Source organism: Streptococcus parasanguinis (assembly GCF_015557775.1).
GTDB classification, from domain to species: domain Bacteria; phylum Bacillota; class Bacilli; order Lactobacillales; family Streptococcaceae; genus Streptococcus; species Streptococcus parasanguinis_AA.
The window spans coordinates 1-25378 of record NZ_JADNOY010000009.1; the positions used below are offsets into that span (position 1 = coordinate 1).

Genomic DNA, 25378 nt, shown 5'->3' on the forward strand with positions numbered 1-25378 from the left:
AGCCCTACTCAACTGTGCGGAGGTGGGACGACGAAATCGAATTCTAACGAATTACCGATTTCTGTCCCACTCTCTTTTTTCTTATGAAACCGATTCGAGTTTCATTCTTTTCTGCGTATCTTCTACGACGTCTTTTAAAGTGGTTTGGGACATTTCTTTTTCCATAGCAGTCTGAATGTCCTCAAGCTTTCCATCTAAAACATTATGGATATTGTGGCCAATTGGGCAGGCTGGATTCGGATTGTCATGAAAACCAAATAATTGACCTGTCGAACCTAAGCATTCTACTGCTTGATAGATATCCAGCAGGCTGATCTCATCGGCTGCTTTTGCGAGCTCAGCTCCGCCTGTCCCACGCGCTACATGAATCAATCCAGCTTTCTTCAACTGAGACAAGGTCTTTCGAATAATAACAGGGTTCACGCCGACACTTCCTGCCAAAAAATCACTGGTTACTTTTGTTTTCTCTCCTTGTAGAGCAATCATGATCAAGACATGAGTCCCAATGGTAAAGCGACTCGAAATTTGCATAACTTCACTCCTTTCTACCCGTTTTTGAAGGTAGAGTCTATTGAACAACCGTCAAGGGACGACTTTCGTTATTCCTATTATACTCTTTTTAGTTGTAATGTCAATAGTTACACTATTGGAAGAAATCCGCTAGCCAAGCATCGATTTCTAGATCATGACCTTCTCTCTGCTCAATTTCATGAAGGAGCTCATGATTGTGGGTATGATGAATGCCATTGACCAAACTTTCATAATACACTTGGTAATAAGGAAGATGGAGGTCTTTTGCCAGTTGCAGTTCTTTTTGGACATCATAGTCCACCCGTCTAAAATCGACATCTTTTAGCCCCATTTGATCAAATTCGAGAATGGCATACATGGCCCGAAGGTCCTTGCGAAGATTCTTTTCCAAAAAGAAAGGTTGACCGATCGATCCAGGATTGATAATCAGTTCTCCTCCTGTCCCGTAGCGGAAAAACTGCTGGTGAATGTGTCCGTAGACTGCAATATCACAAGACGGATTTGTCACCAAGCGATCAAAATCCTTCTGCTCACCAATGTGGATCAATTCGCGACCCCAATTCTTATCAGGTAAGTGGTGGGTAATGCCGATCTTTAAACCTGCGATTTCTCTATGGACCTGCATGGGCATTTTCTGCATGTCTTCAATTTCCTGGGGCGTGATTTCTTCAAGAATATATTGACACTGGCGCATGAGGTAGCGATGACTGGGTCTGGTCTCATCCAACATTCCCCTCATGGCCCGCCAAAGGCTATCTTCCCAGTTTCCAAGGACTTTTACCGTAATCGGTAACTCCTCTAACAGCTCCAAGAGGGCCCGTCTCCCTGTTCCAGGCATCAAACTATCTCCTAAGAGCCAATATTCATCCACCTTGGCTTTTCGACTATCCTCTAGGACAGCTTCCAATGCTGTCGTATTTCCATGAATATCTGAAAGTAAAGCAATTTTAGTCATGATCTTCTCCTTCTCTCCATTATAACAAAGAGAAGAAAAACTTCCACCCAAAGGTGAAAGTTTTATGAACATTCCATGCTACCAGAAATGAAAACTCAGGCTAGAAGCGGACGCTTCGTCGTTGGATTTATCTTTTTCCAAAGAGTTGCTTAACGGCTTTGTATCTTAGTCTACTGATTTGAGGGCTTCGAGCATATCTACTTTTCGGAGATAATGGTCAACATAAATTCCTAACAGGACCAAGAGAAGGATCAGTCCTCCAACAGGGAAGAGGAAAACACCAAGTCCTACTTTGGGGTAAAAGAGAATGGCATCTGGTGCAATCATGGCAATAAGAAATTGATGAAGATAATAGCCACCCACTAACCCCATGAGGATCCCTATGATAGACAATAAGATGGTTTCGCGGTAAATATAGAGTGTCACTTCCTTATTATGGAATCCCAAGACCTTGATGGTCGATAATTCACGTATCCGTTCTGCCACATTGATATTGGTTAAATTATACAAGATCACGATGGCTAGCAAGATCGATACGACTACTAGAATCATCATAGTGGTGTCCAAAGATTTGGCAACTGAGTTAAAGAGGGAAATCATCGAAGCATTCTGACTAACCGCCTTCACAGCTACAAGTGCCATCATATCCCGACTGACAGCCTGCACTTGTCGTGTAGAAGGATTTTTCAACTGCACCAAATAGCTATTTGCTGAAGTCCGCTCTCCGTAGATTTTTTGGTAACTTGCCTGATCCATATAGATAAAATGGCCGACATAATTTTCAGTGATTCCCCCCACCTTAAAAGTGTGACCATCTAAGATTAGTCGATCGCCAACTGTAACCCTGGCAAGTTGTGCTAGCTTACTACTGATGATAACCCCTTTCTTGAGAGACAAGGGCTCTCCTTGCTTAAGAGAACGCAGGCTGACAAAGGGAGAAAAATCTGCACGATTTGTAACCATCATCGTAATGGTCTGCTTGTCGCGTCCCCCCTTTAAAGAAGCTTCGATGACCTTACTATAAATCAATCGATAATCCTTGATATCTGATTTTTCCAGACGATTGGTTAGTTCCTTGCTTTCTTGGCTTGATGCATTGGTTTTTTTGACTACAATCAACTCATAAGATAGGATCTCTTGAAATTGGCGTTTGGGAACCCCTCCTACAGAAGATTGAATCCCTAGCCCTGCAAAGAGAAGAGCAACAGAACCTGCCACTCCAAATATGGTCATCAGCATCCGTTGTTTGTAACGAAAGAGATTACGAGCAGTGACCTTGTGTGTGAAACTCAGACGCTTCCAAATAAAATGGAGACGCTCCAGGAAAATCTTCGAACCAGATACCGGTGGTTTGGGCAGTAATAAAAGATTGGCTTCTTCTTTTAATTCCTTGCGAGAAACCCAGTAAGCCGGAAGCACACTCGCAACGAAAGACAGTCCGAGCGCAATCAGAGTCATATCTCCATAAAAATACTCTCTGCTCTCTCCAATCACCATCCCTTGCGTGATAATGTTGGAAATGATCCCCGATAGGAAATAATGGCCCAGCAAGGTTCCTAGAAGGGTACCGATCGTCCCTGCAAAGAATCCATAGAGAACAAATTTGAGAATGATGTCCCTGGTACGATAGCCCAGCGCCTTAAAAATACCTGCATTGGTTCGCTCTTCATCGACAAAGCGGGTCATCGTGGTGAAGGTCACCATGGCAGCTACCAGATAAAGAACGACTGGAAAAATATTTCCGACAGCAGAGATACTACTACTGGCATTGCTATACATCAAGTAACCTTGTCCACCTGGCATGGTCTTGCGGTCATAGACATGATAAGTTGGAATTTCCAGCTGATCTCGCTCCCTTTGCGCTTTTTTCAGCTCCTCCTCTTTTTTTGCGAGCTCCGTTTCACCTGCAGTCCAGTCCTTCTTTTTCTGATCAATTTGTTCTTGGGCTTGATGGAGCTTTTCTTGACTGGCTAGGTGCTCTTTAGCTGGCAGAAATGGAGCTAATTTCTTGAACTGGGCCTCCTGCAAGTCTAATTGTTTTTGAGCCTGATCGATCTGATTTTTAGCTGACTGGAGTGTTTCCTCGGCACGACTGAGTTCTTTCTGGCCTTTTTGAATCTGCCCATCCGCCTCCTGCTTGAGTCTTTGATAGCGGGCCTTTCCATTGTCTTTCAGAAGTTTTTCTAACTCTTCTTGATGAGCTTTGAGCCCTTTTTGGTAGACTTGCGAAAAAGAATCTAAAGACTTCAGATCATCAAACTGGATCCGAGCCATCGCGGGAAGTTTAGTCGTAAAGACCTCTTTTGAAACTAGTGCATAGGCATCTAGATTTCCACTGCCACTCATGGCAGTGCCTAAATTCTTTTGAGACCACATCTCAGAGGATTGAACAAAGCCAACAATGGTGAATTGCTTTCGCTTTAAACTAGAGCGAGTTCCAGCCTTTTCTTCAAGTGTGAGGGTATCCCCTATCTGATAGCGATCCTCCCAAAAACTTGCTAGGGCCAGTTCCCCTTCTTTTTTGGGCAGGCGCCCCTTGGTCACACGAAAAGAAGAAAGACTTTTTGGAGCAGAAAAAAGTCGAATTGCCTTTCCTGTTCCTTTCACTGTCAAATCCAGCAGTGAACCAAATTCGACACGCGCCCCTTTGACTCCTAAAAGCTCCTCTTGGTCTGCCTGGTCTAATCCCAAGTCCCCCATGACAGCAAGATCTAGCATCTTTTGTTGCTGAATAAACTGGTTAGCCGTTCGATGCATATTTGGAGTGGTCACCTTTAAGCCAACCAAGGCCAAGCTTCCCAATAACATCAAGGTTAAGATGGAGAGAAAACGTCCTTTTGAATGTGTAAAGGAAGCAAACAAATCCTTCCAATAGACTTTTCGTTTCATGCTACCACCTCTTCTAATACTCTAGTGTAGCAATATCTTGAGGAAGCTCATTGATTTCTACTGACTTGACCTTGGCATCATGCATGCGAATCACACGGTCTGCAATCGGAGCTAGAGCCCCATTATGGGTTACGATGATGACCGTCGCTCCCTTTTTTCGAGACATATCCTGTAAAATCCCCAATACTTGCTTACCTGTCTGGTAGTCTAAGGCTCCTGTAGGCTCATCGCAAAGGAGAATTTTAGGGTTTTTCGCCACTGCCCGAGCAATCGCCACCCGTTGTTGCTCTCCACCTGACAATTGTGCAGGAAAATTATCAAGACGATTGCCAAGTCCTACTTCTCTTAAAACGGCTTCCGGATCCAAGGCATCAGAGACGATTTCTGAAGCCAATTCGACATTTTCCTTGGCTGTCAGATTGGCTACTAAATTATAAAATTGAAAGACAAAGCCAACGTCATCTCGTCGATAATCCGTTCGTTGATGGGAATTGAGCTTAGAAATATCCACCCCATCAATCAGGACCTGTCCTTCGTCATTCGTGTCCATCCCTCCTAAGATATTGAGAACTGTTGATTTTCCAGCTCCTGACGCCCCTAAAATAATGACCAATTCGCCTTTTTCAATCTCAAAAGAAACATCCTGATTAGCGAGAATCTCCGTTTCTCCACTAGTGTATCGCTTGTAACAGTGCTGCATTTCGATGTAGGCCATTTTTTCTCTCCTCCCTCCTATTTCCTATCTATATTATAGTCCTTTTCGTATAGATTACAAAGAAATCGAGGCATCACCAATAGTGATTCTTCCTCATTATCATGAACTATTATAAATTTTATGCTATAATTAGAGAGAAATTTGATTTATTCTTAGAAAGAAGGCTCATCATGAGTTTACAACAGTTTGAAAGGAAATCTCTTCAAGAAATCAACCAGTCTATTGACGTGCCAAAAGGCATCCCTTTTTGGAAGACCCTCCTGCTCTTTTCAGGACCAGGAAGTCTGGTAGCTGTCGGCTATATGGACCCGGGAAACTGGATTACTAGTGTGGTCGGAGGGGCACAATACCGCTACCTCCTCTTATCAGTGGTTCTTCTCTCCTCTTTAATCGCCATGCAGTTGCAACAAATGGCTGGTAAACTAGGAATTGTCCATCGTAAGGACCTGGCCCAAACAACCGCCCATCACTTGCCAAAATGGCTTCGCTATACCCTTTGGATTGTGATCGAGCTTGCCCTGATGGCGACAGATTTAGCAGAAGTCATCGGATCAGGGATTGCCCTCCACCTTCTTTTTGGCTGGCCCTTGCTTTTTTCCATTCTGATCACCATCTTTGATGTCTTCCTCTTATTGGGGCTCATGCATCTAGGATTTCGAAAGATCGAGGCCATCGTATCAACCTTGATCCTCACGATCCTTGCGATTTTTGGTTATCTCGTCTTTCTTTCGAAGCCAGATATCGGGGGAATCTTCGCTGGCTTCCTCCCTCAAAAAGAGGTGCTAGGAATTGGGCTACCAAAAGGAAATGAAGCCTTAACCCTGGCGCTTGGAATCATCGGAGCAACGGTGATGCCCCACAACCTCTATCTCCACTCTTCCATTTCGCAAACGCGTAAGGTCGATTACAAAGATCCAGCAGATATCAAACGGGCAGTGCGCTTTATGACCTGGGATTCAAATATTGAATTGAGTTTGGCCTTCGTCGTCAACTCCCTCCTCTTGATTCTTGGAGCGGCCCTCTTCTTCGGTCACGGGGATAAGATCGGTGCTTTTTCTAGCATGTACAATGCCCTCAAGGATAACCACATTGCCGGTGCTATCGCTAGTCCCTTCTTGTCCACCCTCTTTGCCATCGCTTTGTTAGCCAGTGGTCAAAATTCAACCATTACTGGGACCCTAACTGGTCAAATCGTTATGGAAGGTTTCTTGAGATTCCGCCTGCCACAATGGGTCGTTCGTCTCATGACTCGGATCATTGCCCTTCTTCCTGTCATCATCGTTGCGATCTTATTTGGAGATCAGGAACATGTCCTTGATGACCTTCTGGTTTATTCTCAAGTCTTCCTATCAGCGGCTCTTCCATTCTCCATCTTCCCTCTGGTTTATTTCACCTCCAACAAGGAAATCATGGGAGAGCATGTCAATGCGAAATGGAATACTTTCTTAGGCTATCTCGTTGCGATTGTCTTAACTATCTTAAATTTCAATTTGATCGTGACAACTTTTATCAAATAAAGAGAGAGTGGGACAGAAATCGGTAATTCGTTAGAATTCGATTTCGTCGTCCCACCTCCGCACAGTTGAGTAGGGCTGTAAAAGCTGATGAAATCAGCGTAGTAGAGCCCACTCAACCACTGCGTCTTGCTCGACAATCCAAAAATAATTGAGAGACTAGGACTTTTGTCCCAGCCTCTTTTTATTTATTACACTCTCTTTTCCATCTTGTTCCTCCATTTCCTAAAAATTTCCTGACCATTTTTTTAGGAGGGAATTATTTTAAATCACTAATTGTTGTGAGGTTTTCACAAAATCTTGCCAGTGCCCGTCATTCATAAACTTATAAAATTTTTGTACACTTTTCGTTATCTGTACAAAAATGAGAATTGTTGTCTAATTTATTCTTTTGGAGTATAATGCTCTTTGTTAGTGTCGTGAAATTATTTAACATATAAATTATTTTAACGTCAAATAAATAAGAATAAATTTATACAACTACAGAAAGGAACATATGGTACGCCAAAGACAAACAACAACCAAGTCAGACTTACGAAATGCGCTCTCAAAACTCCTCTTGCAACAACCTTTTGAAAGCATCACTATTCGACAATTAACTGAAACCGCTGGGATTAACCGCGGGACCTTCTACTTGCACTATGTCGATAAATACGACATGTTTGAGCAAATGAAAATGGACATGATGCAAGAATTGGATAGCCTCTTCGTTGAAGGAAGCCCTGTCAAGGTAAACTTTCTCAATGTGTTAACCGCTATTAAAGAGAATTATGATTTTATTTACGCATTGTCACAATCCTGTTGCTCGGACTTCCGTAAATTGGTAAGAAGTTTTACCCTTCATGCACTAGACGATACTCCCCATGCGAAAGAACACATCATTTCAGACTTTCAAGTTCCATACAAGTATGGGCTAGAAATTTTCATCGCTACGATTGAATCTGTGATTGTGACCTGGTTAGAATCCGGTGCCAAGGAAGAGCCAATCGAAATCGGGACGATCATTCTCAGCGTCTGCGACTTTGCTAACTGGAACTAAATTCCCCAACCTTTTCCTACCTTTATGGAGAAGGTTTTTCTTTTTGGCAAATGAACAACATATAGATCACCTTGTTCAACTTGTTTGTAGACAAGCAAAAAGCAGGATGCTAGGATCCTGCTTTTTCTTTATTTTTTCTTTGCCAACATGGTTGCAAATCGAAGTTGAATCCGATGGCCATTTTCATCTCGACGATGGAGATGGCCTGGATTTTCATTGTACTTGACCAACTCCCAATCCTTGTAATACTCCGCCAATTCTCCTTCTTTAAAGGTGAACGAGAAGGGCATATGGCAAGGATAATCTTCCGTATCCATGGCACAGACAATGAGATTGTAGCCACCTGGATTGGTATGCTCTTGCATATTGCGGATAATCGCTGGAATCCGATCAGCGTCTAAAAACATGAGGACCACAGTCGATACGATGAAATCATAGTTTTGAGTAAGAGCTGCAGCATTGATATCATAGAGTCCCACTGGCATATCTAAATCTTCCTCAGCGACAATACTTTGTAAGATCTCAAGAGCCAGTTCATTTTGATCTACAGCTGTCACGTCAAAGCCATGTTGGGCCAAAAAGAGGGCGTTGCGTCCTTGCCCGCATCCTAGATCCAGTGCCTTTCCAGCGGGGACAATTCCCACTGCTTCTAGCACTTCTGAATGGACAGGATTGGTGTTGTATTTTTTGGGGAAATAGTCTTTTGGCTCACAGTAAAATTCTAGGTACCACTCCACATCGTCAGTCGCCGCTTCGACACGATGCCAGGCCTGGGGCTCGGCCATGGGGTTCTCTGCTCCGGCTTCAAAGAGGTGGCTCGCGATTTCTTCCCCCTCTTCGGTCAATTCAATAAATCGTAACTGACCTTTTAAAACTGTAATCTTCCCCCAGGTTCCCACCTTGGTATTGTGCTTTCTTTGAAGAGCTTCTGGCATGGTATCCTTGGTCCAGATAGGCATGCGTTTGTAAGCGATCAATTTTTGTGTCATGCTGCTTCTCCTTTTTCTTTCAGTACCCTTATCATACAGAAAAAAGACCCTTTTTACAAGTTGGAAAAAGGAGAGCCCATCTCTAAGAAAAAAGACAGATCTGAAACAAGTTTCAAAACTGCCTTTTTCTTTAACGTGTATTGTATTGTTTCATGACCCGTGCAATGTCTCGGTTTTGTTCCCGACGTTTGATGGATTCACGCTTGTCATAATCATGTTTCCCTTTAGCGAGTCCCAAAAGCAATTTGGCATAGCCATCCTTGAGATAGACCTTTAAAGGCACCAGGGTCATTCCTGTCCCTTTTGTTTCTTGGTCCAGCTTTTGGATTTGCTTTTTGTGAAGCAGGAGCTTGCGGCGACGATCTGGATCTTGGTTCCAGATATTGCCTTCCTCGTAAGGGGCAATATGGACGTTGCTGAGCCAAACTTCTCCATTTTTAACCTGTGCAAAACCATCTTTCAAGTTAATGCGTGCTGCACGGACACTTTTGATCTCTGTACCCGTCAGCACCATCCCTGCTTCTATTGTATCCACGATGGTGTAGTCATGTCTCGCCTTTTTATTTTGTGCGACTACCTTTCCTTCGCCCTTTGCCATGTTTGACTCCTTTCTTTGCTACTTCCTTGTAAAATGGTTTCTTCCCTTTTTTCTTTTTGGTTTTAGAGGAAGAATCTTTCCGCTTGTCATCTTTTCTAGTGGTTGATCCCTTAGAAACTTTTTTGTCCTTGCGTCTGCGATCCCGGCGGTTGCCATCTCGGTCACGTCCTTTAGACTTGAGGCCTTTTTCAACGACATCCCATTCACTTGGAATATAAGAGAAATCAATCTCTCCTGTCATCTTGTCGGCTCTTTCTACCTTGATCCGGATTTGCTGACCGACACGGAAGGTCACTCCCGATTTTTCTCCGCGAAGGGTTAGATCCCGTTCGTTAAAATGGTAGAATTCAGGAAGATTGGTAATATGGATCAAGCCTTCAACCGTATTTGGCAACTCCACAAAGAGGCCAAATTTTACCACACTGGAAACCACGGCATCGTACTCTTCCCCAACATAGTCTTCCATGTATTCTGCCTTCTTCATGGCTTCTACTTCGCGCTCCGCATCAATAGCCCGGCGTTCCCGACTAGAGGATTGGCTGGCAATGTCTGGAAGAACTTGTTCGAAATGCTCTGCCACTTCTTGGGATTTTCCATATTCGCGCACCATTCGATGAACCATCAAGTCCGGATAACGACGGATGGGACTGGTAAAGTGAGTATAATACTCAGCAGCAAGCCCATAGTGGCCATGGTTGTGCTCTGAGTAGCGGGCCTGTTGCATCGAGCGCAACAACATCATTGAGAGAACGTCTGCATAGGGTTCCCCTTCGACCTTGCGCATAATTTCTTGCAGGGCTTCTTGGCTCATCTCACTAGCCGTTCCATAGATCTGGATCCCGAAGCTAGAAGCATAATCGATAAACTTCTGTACTTTTTCTGCTTTTGGATCTTCATGGATCCGGTAGATAAACGGCAGTTTTAGTCGCGTAAAGTGTTCCGCCACTGTTTCATTAGCAATCAGCATAAAGGACTCGATCATCCGCTCGGCAATTCCTCTTTGACGCAAAACGATATCAACTGGTTTTCCTTCTTTATTGACCAGGATTTTAGCCTCATTGGTATCAAAATTGAGAGCTCCGCGACGAATCCGCATGCTCTCTAAAATACCATGCAAGGTGGCCATTTGATGAATACTTGGGACAATTTTCTTAAAGGTTTGAGCCTTTTCTTCGTCGCCCGCTAAGATATCATTGACGTCGCTATAAGTCATTCGGAAGGTTGTATTGATCACTGTTTGGGTAATGGTATGCTTGACGACCTTGCCATGAGGATCAATCTCCATGATGGCAGACTGGGTCAGGCGATCCACATTTGGATTTAAAGAACAGATCCCATTGGAGAGACGCTCTGGCAACATGGGCACTACTCGGTCGGTCACATAGACAGAAGTCGCCCGATTTAGAGCTTCCTTGTCGAGTGCTGAACCTTCCTGAACGTAATAAGAAACATCTGCGATGTGAACACCCAGCTCAAAGTTGCCGTTCTTGAGTAGCTTGATATGGACAGCATCGTCCAAGTCTTTGGCATCTGCCCCATCAATGGTAAAGGTGATCTCATCTCGCAGATCTAACCGTCCCTCTAAATCCTTTGCAGACGGTGCATCTGGAACCTGCTCAGCCTCTTTCAGCACTTCTTCTGGAAATTCTGAGACAATGTCCATGGATTCTAGCACTTCCAAGACATCGATTCCTGGATCTGTTACATGACCGACCACATCCCGCACCGTCGCCACAAAATAATTGTGCTTGCGGCTCGGGTATTGATCAATTTCGACCTTGAGGATTTCGGTCCCTTCCAATTGGATGGCTGGCTTCTTCACATAGATCAGCTGGCTGATCTTTTGATTTTTCGAACGAATGTAGCCGGCATATTTAGGTTTTTCCTCATCCAGAACGATTTGTCCAACTACCGTTTTGATGCTATGCTCCAAGACATCAATAATCTTAGCTTCTGCTGCCGTTCCCTTGTTTCGGTCTGCCACCTTAGTAATGACGATCTCAACGGTGTCCCCATCGATAGCGTGGTTGACATCATTTCGGCCAACAAAGAGATCCTCTTCTTCGCCTTCTAAACTGACAAAGCCAAATCCATTCTTATGCGCATGAAAGATCCCCTTGAGGGTAATAGCTGGGGCCTTCTTTTGAGCCAAACGAAGAGAGCCATCATCTTCGAATTTCAACTCATGACGGCGTTCCATCAGCGAGATGGTTTTGACCAAGTCACGGAAATCCTTAGACCCTTCCTTTCCTAGAGCTGCTGCCAGATCATTGATCTGGGCTTTGTCATGCTCCTGTAAATATTCTTTAATACTTGTTTTCATTGATTTATTTGCTGGTTATCCAGCCTCCTTTTTTCTATCTACTTGTGTCTTTGTTTTACAAAATAAAAATAGGCAAAGACATTGTCTGAGCCTATCTTATCTACTAGAAAGTACCATTAAGATCATCGCGATCAATAACCAAAAGAAGATCATAATAGCTGTTAAACGCTGCATCACGGCTTCAAACCCGCGCGCTTTTGAACGTTCAAACAAGTCATTTGAGCTTGCGTCAAAGACGTTGCTCGATTGGTTTTTTGTTGGTTGCATAAAAATTGCGATAATAATCAATACTGATAATACTAGTAAAATAGTTGTTAATGCTCCGCTCATATTCAAAACTCCTTAAAATCTTCACTATTATACCATGAAAATCATTTTGATTCAATATGTAAGGTTACTTTTCTTTCCTTGGGACAATACTTCAAGACCTCGATCTTTTCAGGATGGGTTTTGGTATTTTTACTGGTCAAATAATTCTGACTCCCACAGCTGGTGCAGGTCAATTGAACTTTAATTCGCACGTACGTCTCTCACTTTCAAATACTTTCTAAATAAGAACAAGAGGAACATCAAATCGGTAAAGGCCAAAAGGGCTGTACCGTAAAATACCCAATGATAGCCAAAATGCATGAAAATACTCGATCCCATCATTGGCCCTAATACACCACCTAAGTAATAAAAGAGCTGGTTGTAGCTAAAGATCCGAGAAATCCCTTCAGGAGGGGTTAAACGATTCAATAATGCAGAAACTCCAGGTAGTAGGGCTCCTGTCCCGATTCCAAAGAGGAAGCGTAAAATCCCTAATTGCAGGGGTGATTGCGCTTGGGCACAAAGGATATAGAGACAGCCACTATAAAGAAGGGCAATTAATAAGAGCCGGTGATTCCCGATTCGGTCTCCGAGTTTTCCCATCCAACCTGAAAAGAGCATACTGGAGACTCCCATAGCCGAAACAATCATCCCCGATACAAAGATCAGATTATCTCTTTGTCCCAAAGCTCGCACATAAAGAGGCAGGATCGGAGAAATAGATTGAGCGATCATTTGAATGGTCATGCTGGTCAAAAAGAGGCCCAAGAGGATATCTTTTTGCTGAATGGACATGAGCAACTCCCAGCTAGATTTTTGTTCTTCTTTTGGAAGGGACTCATAGTCTTCCTCAATGCCCCAGAAGGTTAAGAGGGAAACTAAAAATAAGAAGAAGCCGACCAAGAGAAAGACATTGCGCATGCCTAGATTTTCAGCAATGAGTCCCCCAATCAAAGGGCCCATCAAGGTTCCAGCTACGACACCAGTCGACAAAGTCCCTAGAGCATAGCCGGATTGGTCCTTGGGAACTTGACTGGCAATCAGGGCTGTACTATTAGGGACAAAGCCTGAAAAGACCCCATTGAGCAAGCGCAGGACCAAAAGCCAAAAGACGGATGGGACAAAGGCAATGCCTCCCATGGTCAGCGTCATGGCAATGGAAGCTCTAAGCATCATGGGTTTTCGACCATAGCGGTCGGCTAGGCTCCCCCAGATGGGAGACATGATCGCAGAGGTTACAGAAGAACTTGCGACGGCTATCCCAGCATAAAAGGGAACAGCCTTGCCCGTGACACCCAACTCTTCCACAAAGAGGGCCATAAAAGGAACGACTAAAGAAAGGCTGGCTCCGATGAAAAAGCACCCGATCCAGGCAATATATAGATTTTTACGCCAATTGATTTCTCTTGTGATAAAATCATCTTCTTTCTAATTGTTGTAGGGCTGCATCTAATTGGGCATAGAGGGCCGTTAGATCGCCATTATTGTCTAAGACCAGATCTGCATGGGCTCTTTTTTCATCTAGCGGCATTTGAGACGCGATGCGTTCTTGGGCCTGCAGTTCTGATAAGTGGTTGCGTTCCATCAGGCGTTTGAGCTGGGTTTCTTTTGATACAGCTACCAACCAGACAGATTCAAACCACCCTTCATAGCCTTGTTCAATTAAGAGTGGAATATCCATAAAAAAGAGATCGGATTGTGCAGCTTGTCTATCTCTTACCTCTGCTAGAGCCTCACGAATAAGCCTGCCTTGGACGCGATTGGACCAGTCTCTTTCACTAGGGTCTGAAAAGATCCGCTGACCCAAAGCGACGCGATCCAGCTCTCCTTCTTTGGTAAGGATCTCTCTCCCAAAATGATCCACTAAGACACGGTAGAGGGCTCCTCCTGGTGCCTGCAAACCATGAACCACTTGATCAGCATCAATGACAGAATACCCTTTTTCTTTCAAATAGGAGGTGACAGTGGACTTTCCTGAAGCAATCCCTCCTGTTAATCCGATGATTCTTGCCATCTAGTTCTCCTTTTGACAGTGGGGGCAAAAATGGGTTCCGCGTCCCCCCAGCTGGATTTTCTCAATCGGTGTCCCGCAACGCAAACACGGCTGGCCTGTTTTCCCATAGACCTGGTGTTCTTCCTGCATGGTGCCATCTTCCCCAAAAGCATTGCTGTAGGAGCGAATGGTGGAACCACCCTTTTCAACAGCCTGAGCAAGCACGGCAATCGTTTCTTTGCGGATTGCTTTGGCTTCTCTAGCAGTCAAGTTTTGACCCAAACGGGCTGGATGAACCTTGGCTCGATAAAGAACCTCATCCACATAGATATTGCCCAGACCAGCCACTAATTTTTGGTCTAAAAGAGCTGATTTAATGGGTTTCTTTGATTTTTTAAGAGCTGCTTGGAAGGCTGGTGCTTTAAAATCCGCTTCTGTCGGCTCTGGACCAATTTTTTTCGCCAAAAAATAGCTGTCGACAAGCTCAGGTATGAGGACTTCCATGGTCCCAAACTTACGGACATCTTCATAAACCAGGGTGCTGCCATCTGTAAAATGAAAGAAGACATGGGCGTGCTTGCGAAGAGGAACCTCGTCTGGATAAAAGAAATACTTGCCTTCCATCCGCAAATGCGAGATGAGGACCAGATCCGTCAGATAAAATAAAAGGTATTTCCCACGGCGCCCCATGGCCCGAATTTCTTGACCTGGAAGATCTTGACAAAAAGCATCTAGATCCGTCTGAATCATCTTAGGATACTTTACTTCCACTGACTGAATGGTTTTTCCAAGAATTAATTTCTCAAGACCGCGTCGAACCGTCTCTACTTCTGGTAATTCAGGCATAGAACTCCTTTCAAAAACAAGAAGCAGGCCTTCTGCCCACCTCTTCTTAATATTCTTTTTCGTTGTATCCGAAATCGGCAAGATCCAATTTCTTATCCCGCCAATTTTTCTTGACCTTAACCCATGTTTCTAAGAAGACCTTGTCCCCTAGCATGAGCTCGATATCCTTACGCGCAAGGGTTCCAATCTTCTTAAGCATGGCCCCGCCTTTTCCGATGACAATGCCTTTTTGGCTATCACGCTCGACCATGATGGTTGCACGGATATGAACCTTATCGGTTTCTTCATCCCGCTTCATAGAATCCACCACTACGGCAACAGAATGGGGAATTTCTTCCCGCGTCAAATGCAAGACCTTTTCACGGATCATTTCAGAGACCAAGAAACGCTCTGGGTGGTCAGTGATTTGATCGGCAGGGAAATATTGGAAACCTTCTTCTAAGTTTTCACTTAAAATATCAATCAAACGCGAAACATTGTTTCCTTGAAGGGCTGAAATCGGCACGATTTCCTTGAAATCCATCTGACTACGGAAGTCATCGATTTGCGCCAAGAGTTGGTCAGGGTGCACCTTGTCGATCTTGTTGACCACCAGAATAACCGGCACCTTAGCAGCCTTGAGGCGCTCGATGATCATGTCATCGCCCTTCCCACGTGGCTCATCTGCTGGCACCATAAAGAGAACGGTATCCACTTCTCGAAGGGTGCTATAGGCCGACTCCACCATGAAGTCTCCAAGCGCTGTCTTGGGTTTGTGAATCCCTGGGGTATCGATAAAGACGATCTGTTCCTTATCGGTCGTATAAATCCCCATAATCTTATTGCGCGTTGTCTGCGCCTTGTCACTCATGATAGCAATCTTTTGCCCCATGACGTGGTTCAAAAATGTTGACTTCCCGACATTGGGACGTCCTAAAATGGCTACAAAGCCTGATTTAAATGTCATATTATCCTTTCACGAGGGCATGCTCCCTCTTATCCAAATACCAAGGCCCAGAATTTGGGCACAAAAATAATCAATCCTGTCACTAAGGCAAAACCCGATACAACGAGGACCGCTCCAGCCGCCATGTCTTTGGCATTCTTTGCCAACATAGAGAAATGGTAGTTACTAGCTAGATCCACCACATTTTCAATGGCTGAATTCATAATTTCAAAAGCAATCACCAAAGTGATGCTGAGCAATAAAAAGAGCCATTCCGTCGCAGAAATCCTAAACACCAAACCAGCAAGCATTGCTACAAGGGCTGATAAGGCGTGCTTGCGCATATTGCGCTCTTCTTTGATCGATGTGAAAATTCCTGTTATCGCAAACTCCAGGCTTGAAGTGAAGTCTCGATTTTTCCATTTTCGCTTATTGTCTTGTGAGTCCATAGGCTGTCAAAATCTCTTCCTGTAAGCCAAACATTTCCTTTTCTTCTTCTGGCGTATAGTGATCATAGCCATTGATGTGAAGAAAACCATGTACTGCCAAAAATCCCATTTCGCGCTCAAAGCTATGGCCATATTCTTCCGCTTGCTCCCGCGCCTTGTCAATTGAAATAAAGAGCTCACCAATATAGGTATCGAATTCCGCCATCATCTCTGCCAATTCTGGATTTTCTTCAAGGTCTTCCTCGTCAAAAGAAATCTCCATCTCTGGCTTGTATTCTAAACTGATGACATCTGTCGGACGATCCGTATCACGGTATTCAAGATTTAGTTCATGACTGCGTTCATTGGTCACAAAAGTCACAGCCATTTCCTTGTCTTCTTTCCCAATTTTTTGAGCAGCAAATTCTAAAATTTCTTGCGTTTGTTTTAAGATTTCGTCAGAGACTTGGCCCGTCTCATCTACCATTTCAATATACATCTGGATCACCTCACTATTATCACTTTATTATATCACAAAAACCAGCCTATATACTAGATACAGGCTGGTTTTCAAACTTTTTCTTTGCATGATCATCTTACACTACTGTTTGCTGGATGGCATTCATCTGGGCATAGATCCCGCCTTGTGCAACCAGTTCCTCGTGTCTACCACGCTCTACAATACGTCCTTCAGATAAGACTAAGATCTGATCCGCATCTTGGATAGTGGACAAGCGATGGGCAATGATAAAGGTGGTCCGGCCCTTTTGCAGGACCGCCATAGCTTGTTGGATGATTTCTTCTGTTTCCGTATCGATGTGAGAGGTTGCCTCATCCAAAATCAGAATTTTCGGATTCATATAGAGCGTCCGCGCAAAGGAAATCAACTGGCGCTCGCCACTTGAAAAGGCAGATCCTTTTTCTACGACTGGATGGTCGATTCCCTTTTCAAGGCGCTCTACAAAGGGCCAAGCCCCGACTTTTTTCAGCGCATCTTTGACCGCATCCCGGTCAATATGATCCTGACTCATGGCCACATTACTGGCAATGGTTCCTGTAAATAGATAAGGATCTTGCAGAACAATGCCCATGTGGCTTCGCAGGCTCTCACGAGAGACTTGGCGAATATCTTGACCATCGATCAAAATCGCTCCTTCTTGAGGATCATAGAAACGATAGAGCAGATTCATAATAGAAGACTTACCCGATCCAGTGTGGCCCACAAGAGCGATGGTTTCCCCGGGACTCGCCTGAAAGGCAATATCCTGTAAAACTGGCTTGCCTTCTTCATAAGCAAATTGAACATCATCAAACACGACTTGAGCCTTTTCTATCTTCAGTTCCGATACACCATCGGCCTCTAAGGGTTGATCCAAGAAGGCAAGGACGCGACTCCCCGTCTCTAGTGATCGCCGAATATTCGGAAATTGACGACTGAGATTGGCCATGAGATCAAACAGATTGATGACATAGTTGATATTGATAAATAAGAAACCAGCTGTCACACCGATATTGCCCTGTAGGAAAGAAATTCCAGCGATGGTCAATATACCTGCAATCACTAAAAACTTGAGCAATTCTGTCAAGGTCCAAGAAGCGATGGAATCAGCTAAGAGGATCCGATCATTGGCTCCTAGCATCTTCTGGGTAGTGGCTTCAAACTCCTCTACCACACCAGGCTCTTGATGATAGAGCTGAATCATACTGGCACCATGCAAGAGTTCATTGACTTGGGTATTGACCTCGCTTCTCGCATCAAAGAAATCCTTCATAGGCTGGTCCGTCATGACCTTGTAGAGATACTGGATTCCATAGAAAATTGGAAAAACCAGACACAAGAGTAGCCCCATCATAGGACTCAGGTAAAAGAGAATCCCTAGGATAAAGAGAAATCGCACCAAATAGATGACTAGTATCATACAAGAGTTATAAAACTGGGTCCGCAAGGTCTCCGTATCATTGACAATTCTTGTTGCGATCTTTCCAGCCGGCTTGTCATCAAAATAAGAAATAGGCAGACCTTGCATGACTTGAAAGGCTTGGTCTCTCAGACTAGCGGTTACTTGATTACTTCCATGCAATAAGATCCGATTTCCTAGGTAGCTAATCAGCTGTCCTAGGCTTAAGACTAAGAGATAGAATCCTCCCATCTGAAGCAAGTCCCCTTGTCCTCCACCGTGGGTCAGTGCAGTCAAAGGCCCATCGATCATCTTTTGGAGAAGAAAAGGAGACAATTCAGAAAAAATGGTGGCTAGTAAGAGGCAAATAAAGCCGGAAAGAAAAACCGTCGGATAAAGTGTGATCCGAGATAATAATCGTTTCAATACTTTCATCTTATTCTCCTTCCTGTTTTTGTTGCCGTTGATATTGTTCGTAGTACCAACCCTCTTGAGCCAGTAAATCACTAGCTCTACCTTCTTCTACAATCTGTCCTTGATCCAAGACGATGATCCAATCCGCCTGATGGACAGCAGACAAGCGATGGGAAACAATGAGGGTCGTCTTGCCTTTTCGCTCTGTTTGAATGGTGTCAATAATGGCCTGTTCGGTCTTCGCATCTACTGCCGAAAGGGAATCATCTAACAGCAAGAGCTCAGCATCTCTTAAGAAGGCACGCGCCAGGGAGATCCGTTGTTTTTGACCTCCTGATACAGAGACCCCTTTCTCACCGATCAGGGTATCCATTCCATGAGACATCCGCTCGAGATCATCCGCAAATGCAGCTTGGGCTACTGCTTCCACCAAGTCTTCTTGGCTGGCTCCTTTTTTACCAAGCGCTATATTCTCACGGATAGACTTGGAAAATAAAATATGTTCTTGGGAAACATAGCCAATTTTTTCTTCGATGGAGTGTCGCTGATAGTCCACGATCGGTTGCTGGTTGATCAAAAACTCTCCCTCACCAACTGGGTACTGCCGCAAGAATTGTCGAACCAAGCTTGTCTTTCCTGCTCCGGTACGACCAACAATTCCAACCGTCTGTCCTCGCTGGATAGTCCAATCAATGCCTGATAGGCTCTTTCGCTCAGCACCAGGATAGCTGAAAGAATAGTCCTTAAACTGCACCAAATCAATCTGCTCTAAGTAGTGAGAACCATCTGGCTCCAGATCATCCGTTTCATCAATCACTTCTTTTAATTTTTTATAGGACATTTGCCCTGTCTGGTAGACCAAGATCAGGTCCGCCATCATCCACATAGGCTCAATTAAAAAGACCAAATACAGCTGTAAAGCCAATAACTTACCAAGGCTCAACTGCCCGCTTGCCAGGGACTGGCCTCCAAATAGCAGGAGCAAGACTGTCGAGAATCCAATAAACAACAGGGCTAAAGGTCCAAAAGAATACTGGATAGAGGCAATTTTGTCCCCTGTTTTGGATAGACTGGCTGTTTTCTTCTGAAACTGTTTGACTTGCTGGTCCCGTCTACTATAGGCCCGCATGACCCGGATTCCTTCGATGGACTCCAAGACTTCATCATTCAACTGAGCGACTGCTTCCCGGTTTTGCTCAACATACTCCTCCTGCTTTTTACTTAAAAAATAGGTAGAGACGACGAGGAAGATCATAGGAATAAAGGAAATCAAGGTTAATTGCCAAGAAATGAAAAACATGGTCGGAATAATAAAGGCAAACAAGCCACCGCCAAACAGGAGCACCATCATCCCGTAACCAGCCATATCGGCCATCCCATCCACATCTGTCGTGAAGCGCGTCAAGAGGTCCCCTGAACGGAATTTCTCAAAAAAGGGACGCCGCATGGCTACTAGCTTACGAAACGCTTGTCCCTGAAGGGTTGCCTTGAAATGGACTGACGACTGAAAGAGTCGCAACTGCCAATAAAAAGCCGTTAGATAATTGAGGATGGCTGATCCTACCAAGAGGACCATATCCCATACAAAGTTCGATTGCGTCAGCGTCCGCTGACTCAAATGATCCACTAAGCGCTGGATGACTTGCGTCGGGATCAATAAGGTGTAATCATAAAGAATCAGGACCATAGCGATCTTCACATATCGCCACTTGCGCTCCCTGATATACTCCCAAATAGCTCTGATCATATATTCTCCTTTTCAAAATGGCACAGAAAAACCCAAGCAAGGAGCTGAGAGCAGTCTCAGTCCACACTTGGGCCTTCTGATACCTATCACCAATTCAGTTAAGGCAGGTAAAAATGCATACAAAAAACCCAAGACAGACTCCTCCATCTTGGGTTCCATTTATAGTTTACATCGAACTCAACTGAGATTGGAGAAGCTGTGTATTCAATTGTGTCATCAAAACATCTACTTTGTTCATGATGGTTTTCTCCTTTCTCTTTGTTGTTCTAACTTTACCACGTATTTCCTTGCTTGTCAACGTTTTTTTGAAAATTGTTGAAAAAAGCAAAATTTTTAAGATGGAGTCGCAAAAAAAGAAGCCTAGATCTTCTCTAAGCTTCTCTCTTCTGCTATGCTAGTTGCCGGGATTGAACCGGCGACCTCATCCTTACCATGGATGCGCTCTACCGACTGAGCTAAACCAGCAGTACCTATCTACTATATCATGGAGATAGGTCTTTTGTCAATATCCTGACTCATTTTTCTGCCAAATATTCTTCCTTAGTGAGGATATAATGAACTCTCGTCACCATTCTCCCTTTTTCATGCAAGTCTAGCATCGCGTAGGGCTCCTCGTGAGAATATTTCATTCCTGATTTTGCCATCACCCGTCCAGAAGCTGGGTTGTCCTTATCATGAACGGCAATGAGCTTGTTCATCCCTAACTGTTCAAAAGCCAAGGCAATGACTGCCTTGGTAGCCTCTGTCGCAAGACCTTGGTTCCAATAGTCTTTATTCAGAACATAGCCGATACTCCCCTTCTTCAGACAAAGATCCAAATCCAGTAAATCAATCGTCCCGATAAATTTTCCATTCTCTTTGAGCTCGATCCCCCATCTTCCAAGTGGGCTCGCTAGGTATAAGAGGGCAATATTATTACGCGTCTCTTCTAGACTTTGATTGGTTGCAAAGGTATAGCGCGTAACTGTCTCATCAGAAGCATACTCAAACATAGCCGGTGCGTCTTCAAGAGTGACCGGACGCAAGTGCAAGCGCTCAGTCTCTATTTCTCGATAAGCCGCTAACTTCACATATAAATTTTCCATTTGACTCTCCTTCTTTAGGGATTAGTTTAGCAAATAACATAAAGGAAGGCAAGCTCAAATTTTTCTTGCTTTTTAACCCACTTTTCTATACAATTAAATCAATCAAAACAATCAGATAAGGAGTGAAAAGGTCATTGAGTCAAGAGAGCCATCTCACACCAATGGCCTTTTTACACCTAAATCTGAGCAAGGAGGCAAGAATGCTCATTGGAATTCCTAAAGAAATTAAAAACAACGAAAATCGGGTCGGTTTGACACCTGCAGGCGTACAAAGCTTGGTGAAGAAAGGTCATCACGTTTTGGTGGAAACAAATGCCGGACTTGGTTCTGGCTTTGCGGATGAAGATTACACGAAGCAAGGGGCAACCATCGTTGCGACTGCTGCAGAAGCTTGGGCCGCTGAGATGGTGGTCAAAGTCAAAGAACCCCTCGCTGAAGAATATGGCTTCCTTCGCGAAGACCTCTTGCTCTTCACATACTTGCACATGGCTGCTGCTCCTGAATTAGCAGATGCCATGGTTGCAGCCAAGACAACTGGTGTAGCCTACGAAACCGTTCGAGACTTAGATGGACAATTGCCACTCTTGGTGCCAATGAGTGAGGTGGCTGGACGGATGGCCGTGCAAATCGGTGCTCACTTCCTGACCAAACAAGAAGGTGGATCAGGAGTCCTCCTAGGTGGGGTGCCAGGTGTTCCCAAAGGAAAAGTTACCATCATCGGAGGCGGGGTCGTTGGAACCCACGCAGCTCGTATCGCCCTTGGACTCGGTGCCCAAGTGACCATCTTAGATATCAGTGCTAAACGTTTGGCTGTTCTGGAAGATGTCTTTGGTCACCAAATCCAAACCCTTATGTCCAATCCATTTAACATTGAAGCCAGCGTCCGTGATGCCGATGTTGTCATCGGAGCTGTCTTGATTCCTGGGGCTAAAGCTCCTAAATTAGTGACAGACGATATGGTCAAACAAATGCGTCCCGGTTCAGTCATCGTCGATGTGGCCGTTGACCAAGGTGGTGTTATCGAAACAGCAGACCGTGTCACAACGCATACGGAACCAGTTTACGAAAAACATGGCGTGCTCCACTATGCCGTTGCCAATATCCCAGGGGCTGTCGCACGTACCTCTACTATCGCCCTTACCAATGTGACCCTTCCTTATGTTGAATCCCTGGCTGACAATGGCTTCCACAAGGCAATTGCCCTCGATGAAGGCTTGCGCCAAGGTGTCACTACTTACCAAGGCCATATCACAAGCCAACCTGTTGCTACTGGTTTAGAGCGCGACTTCACACCAATCGATGAATTGGTTTAATTTCTAACATAAAAAAGGCAAAGATCTGATGATCTTTGCCTTTTCTTTTATTCTTCTTCTTCCACATCCGATTCTTCTTTGAGCACTGAATTTGGGATGGGCTCGTAGGCCCGGATAATTTCTGCTACTACAGGATGGCGAACAACATCCTTGGCAGAGAAATGCACAAAGTCGATCTGAGAAATATTTTTCAATTTCTCCTGGGCATCAATCAAGCCGGATTTGACATTTCGAGGAAGGTCAATCTGGCTAGTATCTCCATTGACAATCATCTTAGAGTTAAAACCAAGACGGGTCAAAAACATCTTCATCTGCATGATGGTGGTATTTTGCGCTTCATCGAGGATGACAAAGGCATCGTCCAAGGTCCGCCCCCGCATATAAGCCAAAGGCGCAATCTCGATAATCTCCCGCTCCATCATCCGAATTGTTTGGTCTTTCCCTAAAATCTGGTATAGAGCATCATAGACCGGTCGTAGATAAGGGTCCACTTTTTCTTTGAGATCCCCTGGTAGGAAACCAAGGCTCTCTCCAGCTTCAACAGCAGGACGAGTCAAAATGATCCGCTTGACTTGACCACGCTTGAGGGCAGTCACAGCCAAAGTCACTGCTAGGAAGGTTTTCCCAGTCCCCGCTGGTCCAATCCCAAAAGTAACATCATGGTTCTTGACACTATCGACATAGATCTTTTGACCAAGCGTTTTAACCCGAATGGGCTTGCCGTAACTATCCTTGATAATCTCTTCTTCATAGAGAGCGATGAACTTATCCAATTCCCCATTTCTCACCATGGTAATGGCGGTCACCACATCCGGCGTTCCAATGGTCATGCCACGGTTGACGAGGACCAAAAGGGCCTGGATGACTTGACGAACTCGCTCGCAGGTTTCTTCTTCCCCAATGATTTGGACTATTTCTGTCCGGGCATGAATAGTCACCCCAAATTCTTGCTCCATCAAACGAAGATGGCGTTCGTTAGATCCAAACAAATGAAAGAGATCGTCTGGATGCGTTAATGTAATTTCAACTGAATGTTCTTGCAAATAAAGAACCTCTCTACCTGTGTTTTTCTATTATTATAACAAAGAGGCCGAGAAAAAACCATCCTCGACCTGTCCTTTTCTAGTGGGCTTGGTATTCTTCCCAAATCGCATCAAAATCGCCAAGATTAAAGGAAAAGCTCGCATGCTCTTCTAGATAGCGACTGACCTCGTCGAAGTCATCTGTATGCTTGGGAAAAGCGGACTCATGAAATGCAAGATCCGCCAAAATGGCCTTAGGAGCATTGCTTTTAGGATTGCGCTCCGTCATCAGCCAAGTATAAAACGATTTTCGCATAAGCCTCCTCTTAAATCAACTCTGTTCCAAACTGGTCTTGCTTGATTTTTTTGGCCTTCATCAAACCACCCAAAGCCTTTTTGAACTGGCCTTTTGAAATCCCAAAAGTTGCTTTGATTTCTTCTGGAGAGGACTTATCATTCAAGGTCATAAAGCCACCATTGGTTTCCAAATAGGTCAAAATCATTTGGGCATCGTTTTCCAACATCTCAAAGGAGCGTGGCTTCAAAGATAGGTTCAAGGTCCGGTCCACCTCACGAAAACCGATGACGCGAGCATTTACGACCTCTCCCAAACGAGGTTCTGCATAGCGCTCACTTGGGTGGATAAAGCCCAGCATATTGTTCTCTGGAAGGTAAACAAAGGTTCCAGACAATTTCAAGCGGTAGACAATGGCTGGCCAGTTTTGGTTTTGCATATTGTTGTAAGCAGGACGAGCCAAACGCTGGAAATCTTCCTGGTAGGCTAAGATCCCCCAAATCCGATCTTTCTTATCGACTTCTAAACGAATATAGAGACGATCGCCCTTTTTAGGCCATAGATCTTTGATCTCCGGTAGGATATCTAGTGAGACAACAATCTGCTTATCTGGAAGCCCTGTATCCACGAAGACTCCCAAATCCTTGCGCACTTCCGTGACCGTTCCCCAGCCAAAGCTTTCTTGAGTTGCAGTGACTTCAAGTGTCGTGAGTCGTAGTTTTTGCTTCATATCTGTATAGGCAAAGCCCTTGACACTTTCTCCGACTTGGTGTGGGCCTTCTGCTTTATCAAGCGCGTAGGTCTGGCCATCTTTTTGAACAAAATAGAAGTGATCATTTTCATCAATGACCATTCCCATGATGTAACTTGCTAGATTCGTATTCATGTTTCCTTCTTTCCTCTTGCCTCTTCACAAGAATAATGGAAATAAAACCCAGCCAGCAGTGCCAACTGAGTCTTTCTTTCCTGTAATGGTTGGGATGGATTAAACTTCCATCAATTCTTTTTCTTTGTGAGCTGTCATTTCATCTACATGCTTAACAGCATCATCCGTAACTTTTTGGATCTCTTTTTCAAGACCTTTCAATTCATCTTCTGTGATTTCTTTTGCTTTTTCTTGTTTCTTCGCTTCATCCATAGCATCACGACGGATGTTACGGATCGCTACTTTAGCATTTTCACCAACTTTTTTCACTTCTTTTGCTAAGTCACGACGAGTTTCTTCTGTCAAAGCTGGGATGACCAAGCGGATAACAGATCCATCGTTGGCTGGAGTGATTCCAAGGTCAGAAGCATTGATGCTGTGCTCGATGTCTTTCAAAGATGATTTATCAAATGGTGTGATCAACAAGACACGCGCTTCTGGAATTGTGATAGATGCCAATTGGTTCAATGGTGTTTCTACTCCGTAGTATTCTACAAAAATACGATCCAAAAGACTTGCATTTGCACGTCCAGCGCGGATGCTACCAAATTCACGTCCCAAACTTTGGTGAGACTGAGTCATTCTTTCTTTTGCTTTTTCTACGATTGGGTTTGCCATAATCTTC

The 25378-nt window shown here is 44.3% G+C and carries 25 protein-coding genes and 1 tRNA gene; 3 read left to right on the top strand and 23 right to left on the bottom strand.

Going from position 1 to position 25378, the window contains the following annotated elements; genetic code table 11:
- Positions 1-81 precede the first annotated feature (81 nt).
- From I2F76_RS09895 to I2F76_RS09910, 4 genes are all read right to left on the bottom strand, one after another.
- Positions 82-531: an Rrf2 family transcriptional regulator gene (locus tag I2F76_RS09895; protein ID WP_031576605.1), complete on the bottom strand. Its 450-nt coding sequence runs from the start codon at positions 529-531 to the stop codon at positions 82-84.
- Between the two features lie 112 nt (positions 532-643).
- The gene (locus I2F76_RS09900; RefSeq protein WP_155170006.1) at positions 644-1486 is read right to left on the bottom strand and encodes a metallophosphoesterase family protein; all 843 of its coding nucleotides are present in this window, start codon (positions 1484-1486) and stop codon (positions 644-646) included.
- A 165-nt stretch (positions 1487-1651) separates the two neighbouring features.
- Positions 1652-4375: an ABC transporter permease gene (locus I2F76_RS09905; RefSeq protein WP_195487770.1), complete on the bottom strand. Its 2724-nt coding sequence runs from the start codon at positions 4373-4375 to the stop codon at positions 1652-1654.
- A 13-nt stretch (positions 4376-4388) separates the two neighbouring features.
- Complete coding sequence (locus tag I2F76_RS09910; protein ID WP_049490853.1) at positions 4389-5090, bottom strand: ABC transporter ATP-binding protein; 702 nt, start codon at positions 5088-5090, stop codon at positions 4389-4391.
- 170 nt (positions 5091-5260) lie between these two features.
- On the opposite strand from I2F76_RS09910, the gene I2F76_RS09915 reads away from it, so the two are divergent.
- Positions 5261-6607 carry an Nramp family divalent metal transporter gene (locus I2F76_RS09915; RefSeq protein ID WP_003013089.1) on the top strand — a complete coding sequence of 449 codons (1347 nt, stop codon included), beginning with the start codon at positions 5261-5263 and terminating at the stop codon, positions 6605-6607.
- A 493-nt stretch (positions 6608-7100) separates the two neighbouring features.
- Positions 7101-7643 carry a TetR/AcrR family transcriptional regulator gene (locus tag I2F76_RS09920; RefSeq protein ID WP_070845988.1) on the top strand — a complete coding sequence of 181 codons (543 nt, stop codon included), beginning with the start codon at positions 7101-7103 and terminating at the stop codon, positions 7641-7643.
- 128 nt (positions 7644-7771) lie between these two features.
- Here the strand turns inward: I2F76_RS09920 and tehB are convergent, their stop codons facing one another.
- From tehB to I2F76_RS09995, 15 genes are all read right to left on the bottom strand, one after another.
- Positions 7772-8632, bottom strand: coding sequence for an SAM-dependent methyltransferase TehB (tehB, locus tag I2F76_RS09925; RefSeq protein ID WP_195487771.1), 861 nt, complete (start codon positions 8630-8632; stop codon positions 7772-7774).
- A gap of 130 nt (positions 8633-8762) precedes the next feature.
- Positions 8763-9230, bottom strand: coding sequence for an SsrA-binding protein SmpB (smpB, locus tag I2F76_RS09930; RefSeq protein ID WP_009731435.1), 468 nt, complete (start codon positions 9228-9230; stop codon positions 8763-8765).
- Complete coding sequence (gene rnr / locus I2F76_RS09935; protein ID WP_195487772.1) at positions 9193-11553, bottom strand: ribonuclease R; 2361 nt, start codon at positions 11551-11553, stop codon at positions 9193-9195. Before rnr ends, smpB begins: the two co-directional genes overlap by 38 nt.
- Positions 11554-11649: 96 nt before the next feature.
- Complete coding sequence (secG, locus tag I2F76_RS09940; RefSeq protein WP_003008189.1) at positions 11650-11883, bottom strand: preprotein translocase subunit SecG; 234 nt, start codon at positions 11881-11883, stop codon at positions 11650-11652.
- A gap of 41 nt (positions 11884-11924) precedes the next feature.
- The gene (rpmG, locus tag I2F76_RS09945; RefSeq protein ID WP_003005699.1) at positions 11925-12074 is read right to left on the bottom strand and encodes a 50S ribosomal protein L33; all 150 of its coding nucleotides are present in this window, start codon (positions 12072-12074) and stop codon (positions 11925-11927) included.
- Complete coding sequence (locus I2F76_RS09950; RefSeq protein ID WP_324250403.1) at positions 12064-13263, bottom strand: multidrug efflux MFS transporter; 1200 nt, start codon at positions 13261-13263, stop codon at positions 12064-12066. The genes rpmG and I2F76_RS09950 overlap by 11 nt, the downstream gene beginning before the upstream one ends.
- Positions 13264-13279: 16 nt before the next feature.
- A complete protein-coding gene (coaE, locus tag I2F76_RS09955; protein ID WP_195487773.1) occupies positions 13280-13876 on the bottom strand; it encodes a dephospho-CoA kinase in 597 nt (198 codons plus the stop codon).
- Positions 13877-14701 carry a DNA-formamidopyrimidine glycosylase gene (mutM, locus tag I2F76_RS09960; RefSeq protein ID WP_195487774.1) on the bottom strand — a complete coding sequence of 275 codons (825 nt, stop codon included), beginning with the start codon at positions 14699-14701 and terminating at the stop codon, positions 13877-13879.
- A 46-nt stretch (positions 14702-14747) separates the two neighbouring features.
- On the bottom strand, positions 14748-15647 hold the full coding sequence (gene era / locus I2F76_RS09965; RefSeq protein WP_003004993.1) for a GTPase Era: 900 nt from the start codon (positions 15645-15647) through the stop codon (positions 14748-14750).
- A gap of 29 nt (positions 15648-15676) precedes the next feature.
- On the bottom strand, positions 15677-16075 hold the full coding sequence (locus I2F76_RS09970; protein WP_049514264.1) for a diacylglycerol kinase family protein: 399 nt from the start codon (positions 16073-16075) through the stop codon (positions 15677-15679).
- Positions 16056-16553 carry an rRNA maturation RNase YbeY gene (ybeY, locus tag I2F76_RS09975; RefSeq protein ID WP_006595862.1) on the bottom strand — a complete coding sequence of 166 codons (498 nt, stop codon included), beginning with the start codon at positions 16551-16553 and terminating at the stop codon, positions 16056-16058. Before ybeY ends, I2F76_RS09970 begins: the two co-directional genes overlap by 20 nt.
- A gap of 97 nt (positions 16554-16650) precedes the next feature.
- Complete coding sequence (gene tetB(46) / locus I2F76_RS09980; RefSeq protein ID WP_195487775.1) at positions 16651-18387, bottom strand: tetracycline efflux ABC transporter Tet(46) subunit B; 1737 nt, start codon at positions 18385-18387, stop codon at positions 16651-16653.
- 1 nt (position 18388) lies between these two features.
- On the bottom strand, positions 18389-20113 hold the full coding sequence (gene tetA(46), locus I2F76_RS09985; protein WP_195487776.1) for a tetracycline efflux ABC transporter Tet(46) subunit A: 1725 nt from the start codon (positions 20111-20113) through the stop codon (positions 18389-18391).
- A 392-nt stretch (positions 20114-20505) separates the two neighbouring features.
- Positions 20506-20578: transfer RNA gene (locus I2F76_RS09990), tRNA-Thr, on the bottom strand.
- 50 nt (positions 20579-20628) lie between these two features.
- Positions 20629-21198, bottom strand: a complete 570-nt coding sequence (locus I2F76_RS09995; RefSeq protein WP_195487777.1) for a GNAT family N-acetyltransferase — start codon at positions 21196-21198, stop codon at positions 20629-20631.
- A gap of 200 nt (positions 21199-21398) precedes the next feature.
- Here I2F76_RS09995 and ald point away from each other — a divergent pair, with 200 nt between their 5' ends.
- A complete protein-coding gene (gene ald, locus I2F76_RS10000) occupies positions 21399-22511 on the top strand; it encodes an alanine dehydrogenase (RefSeq protein ID WP_037608011.1) in 1113 nt (370 codons plus the stop codon).
- A gap of 47 nt (positions 22512-22558) precedes the next feature.
- Here ald and I2F76_RS10005 read toward each other — a convergent pair whose 3' ends face one another.
- The 4 genes from I2F76_RS10005 to frr form a co-directional block, all read right to left on the bottom strand.
- Entirely contained in the window at positions 22559-23554 is a 996-nt protein-coding gene (locus I2F76_RS10005; protein ID WP_070588779.1) for a PhoH family protein, read from the bottom strand.
- A gap of 79 nt (positions 23555-23633) precedes the next feature.
- On the bottom strand, positions 23634-23849 hold the full coding sequence (locus I2F76_RS10010) for a YozE family protein (RefSeq protein ID WP_003005127.1): 216 nt from the start codon (positions 23847-23849) through the stop codon (positions 23634-23636).
- Positions 23850-23859: 10 nt separating this feature from the next.
- Positions 23860-24714 carry an RNA-binding virulence regulatory protein CvfB gene (gene cvfB / locus I2F76_RS10015; RefSeq protein ID WP_014713682.1) on the bottom strand — a complete coding sequence of 285 codons (855 nt, stop codon included), beginning with the start codon at positions 24712-24714 and terminating at the stop codon, positions 23860-23862.
- A gap of 99 nt (positions 24715-24813) precedes the next feature.
- Complete coding sequence (frr, locus tag I2F76_RS10020) at positions 24814-25371, bottom strand: ribosome recycling factor (protein ID WP_003005165.1); 558 nt, start codon at positions 25369-25371, stop codon at positions 24814-24816.
- Between the last annotated feature and the right edge of the window lie 7 nt (positions 25372-25378).

Bases quoted from the DNA above. Each gene is read 5' to 3' on its own strand.
- rnr (WP_195487772.1), bottom strand. From the start codon at position 11,553: ATGAAAACAAGTATTAAAGAATATTTACAGGAGCATGACAAAGCCCAG.
- era (WP_003004993.1), bottom strand. From the start codon at position 15,647: ATGACATTTAAATCAGGCTTTGTAGCCATTTTAGGACGTCCCAATGTC.
- I2F76_RS09970 (WP_049514264.1), bottom strand. From the start codon at position 16,075: ATGGACTCACAAGACAATAAGCGAAAATGGAAAAATCGAGACTTCACT.
- tehB (WP_195487771.1), bottom strand. From the start codon at position 8,632: ATGACACAAAAATTGATCGCTTACAAACGCATGCCTATCTGGACCAAG.
- I2F76_RS09920 (WP_070845988.1), top strand. From the start codon at position 7,101: ATGGTACGCCAAAGACAAACAACAACCAAGTCAGACTTACGAAATGCG.
- I2F76_RS09995 (WP_195487777.1), bottom strand. From the start codon at position 21,198: ATGGAAAATTTATATGTGAAGTTAGCGGCTTATCGAGAAATAGAGACT.
- I2F76_RS09900 (WP_155170006.1), bottom strand. From the start codon at position 1,486: ATGACTAAAATTGCTTTACTTTCAGATATTCATGGAAATACGACAGCA.
- smpB (WP_009731435.1), bottom strand. From the start codon at position 9,230: ATGGCAAAGGGCGAAGGAAAGGTAGTCGCACAAAATAAAAAGGCGAGA.
- secG (WP_003008189.1), bottom strand. From the start codon at position 11,883: ATGAGCGGAGCATTAACAACTATTTTACTAGTATTATCAGTATTGATT.
- cvfB (WP_014713682.1), bottom strand. From the start codon at position 24,714: ATGAATACGAATCTAGCAAGTTACATCATGGGAATGGTCATTGATGAA.
- I2F76_RS09910 (WP_049490853.1), bottom strand. From the start codon at position 5,090: ATGGCCTACATCGAAATGCAGCACTGTTACAAGCGATACACTAGTGGA.
- ald (WP_037608011.1), top strand. From the start codon at position 21,399: ATGCTCATTGGAATTCCTAAAGAAATTAAAAACAACGAAAATCGGGTC.
- I2F76_RS10010 (WP_003005127.1), bottom strand. From the start codon at position 23,849: ATGCGAAAATCGTTTTATACTTGGCTGATGACGGAGCGCAATCCTAAA.
- I2F76_RS09905 (WP_195487770.1), bottom strand. From the start codon at position 4,375: ATGAAACGAAAAGTCTATTGGAAGGATTTGTTTGCTTCCTTTACACAT.
- ybeY (WP_006595862.1), bottom strand. From the start codon at position 16,553: ATGTATATTGAAATGGTAGATGAGACGGGCCAAGTCTCTGACGAAATC.
- coaE (WP_195487773.1), bottom strand. From the start codon at position 13,876: ATGGCAAGAATCATCGGATTAACAGGAGGGATTGCTTCAGGAAAGTCC.
- frr (WP_003005165.1), bottom strand. From the start codon at position 25,371: ATGGCAAACCCAATCGTAGAAAAAGCAAAAGAAAGAATGACTCAGTCT.
- I2F76_RS09895 (WP_031576605.1), bottom strand. From the start codon at position 531: ATGCAAATTTCGAGTCGCTTTACCATTGGGACTCATGTCTTGATCATG.
- I2F76_RS09915 (WP_003013089.1), top strand. From the start codon at position 5,261: ATGAGTTTACAACAGTTTGAAAGGAAATCTCTTCAAGAAATCAACCAG.
- mutM (WP_195487774.1), bottom strand. From the start codon at position 14,701: ATGCCTGAATTACCAGAAGTAGAGACGGTTCGACGCGGTCTTGAGAAA.